Source organism: Actinoplanes sp. NPDC051633 (assembly GCF_040681735.1).
GTDB lineage: Bacteria > Actinomycetota > Actinomycetes > Mycobacteriales > Micromonosporaceae > Actinoplanes.
Window position 1 is genome coordinate 1 of sequence record NZ_JBFAZH010000916.1, and the last position, 3,187, is coordinate 3,187.

The 3,187-nt window shown below is 73.6% G+C and carries 1 protein-coding gene; it reads left to right on the forward strand.

The window, feature by feature from the left end; translation table 11 throughout:
• A partial coding sequence (locus tag AB0M20_RS34445; protein ID WP_364304534.1) for an acyltransferase domain-containing protein occupies positions 1 to 3,187 on the forward strand: 3,187 nt, incomplete at both ends.

Genomic DNA, 3,187 nt, shown 5'->3' on the forward strand with positions numbered 1-3,187 from the left:
GGTCGCTCGCGGCGGTAGCGGCCGCAGCCAACGAGCTGGCCCTGGGCCAGGCCGACCTGGTGGTCACCGGCGGTGTGGACGCGACGAACAACCCACTGATGTACGTGTGCTTCAGCAAGACACCGGCCCTCTCGCCGACCGGCGACGCCCGCCCGTTCTCCGCGGACGCCGACGGCACCCTGCTCGGCGAGGGCCTGGCGATGCTCGGCCTCAAGCGCCTGGACACCGCCGAACGCGACGGCGACCGCGTGTACGCCGTGATCCGCGGGCTCGGCGCCTCCTCGGACGGCCGGGGCGGGGCGATCTATGCGCCGATGGCCACCGGGCAGGTGCGGGCCCTGCGGCGGGCGTACGAGGCCGCCGGGTACGGCCCGGACACGGTCGGCCTGGTCGAGGCGCACGGCACCGCGACCCGCGCCGGCGACGCCGCCGAGTTCGAGTCGCTGCGCCGCGTCTTCGGCGAGACGGGACGGCCGGACCCCGGCTGGTGCGCTCTGGGCAGCATCAAGTCCCAGATCGGGCACACCAAGTCGGCGGCCGGCGCGGCCGGGCTCGTCAAGACGGTGCTGGCCCTGCACCAGCGCACGCTTCCCCCGACCATCAAGGTGCGCGAACCCGATCCGGGGCTGGGCATCGAGGACAGCCCCTTCTACCTGAACACGGTCGCCCGTCCGTGGACGCGGCCCGCGTCCCACGCCCGGCGGGCGTCGGTCTCCAGCTTCGGCTTCGGCGGCGCCAACTTCCACGTCACCCTTGAGGAGTACGGCGGCGGCGAGTCGCCCGCTCTTCTCGGCGGCGCCGCCGGCGACCTCGTCCTGCTCAGCGCCGACGCTCCGGCGGACATCCTGGGCAGTGACCATTTCGACTCCGGGGACACGCACCGGCTGGCCGTGGTGGCGAGCGACGCCGCTGACCGGCGTGAGAAGCTCAACCGGGCCGCCGAAATGATCGCCCGGCAGCCCGGCGTGCCGTTCACCCTTCCCGGCGGCGTCTTCTACGAGTGCGGACCCGCCGACCCGGGCCGGATCGCGTTCGTCTTCCCCGGGCAGGGTTCCCAATACGTCGGGATGGGCGCCGACATCGCCCTGGCCCTCCCGGCTGCCCAGGACATGTGGGACTTCGCCGCCGGGCCGGATCTGGCCGATGTCGTCTTCCCGCCACCGGTCTTCACCGACGACCAGCGCGCGGCGCAGGAAAGCCGGCTCACCGACACGCGCTGGGCGCAGCCGGCGCTGGCCGCCCACAGCCTGTCGCTGCTCGCGCTGCTCAGGTCGATCGGGCTCACCCCCGACTGCGTGGCCGGGCACAGCCTCGGCGAGCTGGTCGCGCTCCACGCGGCCGGTGTCATGGACGCGGAGAGCCTGCTGCGCCTGGCGAGGCGCCGGGGCGAACTGCTGGCGGGCATCACCGCCGAGCCGGGTTCGATGCTCGCGGTCGACGCGGATGCGGACACCGTGGAGTCGGCGATCAACGAGACGGCGGACGTCTGGCTCGCCAACCGGAACGGTCCCCAGCAGATCGTCGTCTCCGGGACCGTGCGGGCGATCGAATCACTGCAGGAGCGGTTCGGCGCCGCCGCACGCCGTCTGGCCGTCTCGGCCGCCTTCCACAGCCCGCTGATGCGGTCCGCCGAGGCGCCGATGCACGACTTCCTGCAGACGCTGAAGCTGACCGCGCCCGTCATCGACGTGTACGCGAACACCGACGCGAAGGTGTACGACCAGGAACCCGCGGCGATCCGGCGCACCCTCGCCCGGCACCCCGGCGACCCGGTCATGTTCCACGACCAGATCGAGGCGATGTACGCCGCCGGTGTGCGGATCTTCGTCGAGGTCGGCCCCGGCGCCGCGCTCACAGGGCTGATCGGGCGGATCTTGGGCGACCGGGCGCACACGGCGGTGAGCCTCGACCGGCGCGGTCGCGACGGCGTGACCGCGTGCTACGAGGGCCTCGGCCGGCTCGCCGTCCACGGCGTCGCGATGGACCTGACGAAGCTGGCGGGGGAGAGGAGCCCGGCGCCGACGCCGGAGCCGCCTCGGATGCCGGTCCGCGTCAACGGCGCGGGCTACATCGCGCCACCCGCACCCGAACGACCCTCGCCGGCCCCGATATCGCCGCCCCGGCCGGCCCCGGTCTCACCCACCTTCCCGGCCCCGGTCTCGCCCATCCCCCCGGCCCCGATCCCACCGACCCTTCTGGAGCCTGTCGCCCCGATGACCGATCACAACGCCGAATGGCTGACCGCGGTTCAGGAGATGCAGCGGCAGACCGCCGAGGCGCACATGCACTTCCAGCGCGTCCTCGCCGACTCACACCAGGCCTTCCTCCAGATGGCCGAGAACACCTTCGCCGCCTTCGCCGGGCAACCGCCGCGACCGGACCACCAGGTCTCTCGGCTTACGCCGCCTCCAACAGCGCCCGCGCTCCTGCAGCGGCCCGTTCCTGAGCCGCCACCCCCACTCGAACCGCCACGCCCACTCGAACCGCCACCCCCACTCGAACCGCCACCCCTTCTCGAGCCGGTCGCGGAGACCGAACCGGTGAGCCTCGCGCTGCTGCTGTCGGTGGTCGCCGACAAGACCGGCTACCCGGTCGACATGCTGAACGGCGGCATGGATCTGGAATCCGACCTCGGCATCGACTCGATCAAGAAGGTGGAGATCTTCGCCGCGGTGCGCGAACGCGCGCAGGGACTGCCGGCAACCGATTCGACGCAGATGGCCGGGCTGTTCCAGGCGCGCACCCTGGATGAGGTCATGCGCGGCATCGCCGCCGAACCCGCGGAGCCGGCCGGCCCCGGCCTGCCACGATTACAGGTCCGGCCGGTCGCCGCACCGGCCTGCGGGATGGCGCTGGCCGGCCTCAGGGACGGACCGGTCACCGTCGTCGACGGCGGCAGCGCCCTCGCGCCCGCCGTGGTGGAACGGCTCCGCGCGCACGGCATCACCGCCACCGCCGAACAGACGCCCCGACCCGACGCGCACGGCGTGATCCTGCTCGGCGGGCTGGCCGCGGTTACGGGGGCCGACCAGGCCGGTCCGGTGAGCCGGCTCGCGTTCCAGGCCGCCCGCGCGGTGGCGGCCGGCATGGCCGAGCGCGGCGGTGTCTTCGTGACCGTGCAGGACACCGGCGGCTGCTTCGGGCTGGCCGACCCCGATCCGCAGCGCGCCTGGCTCGGCGGCTTCGC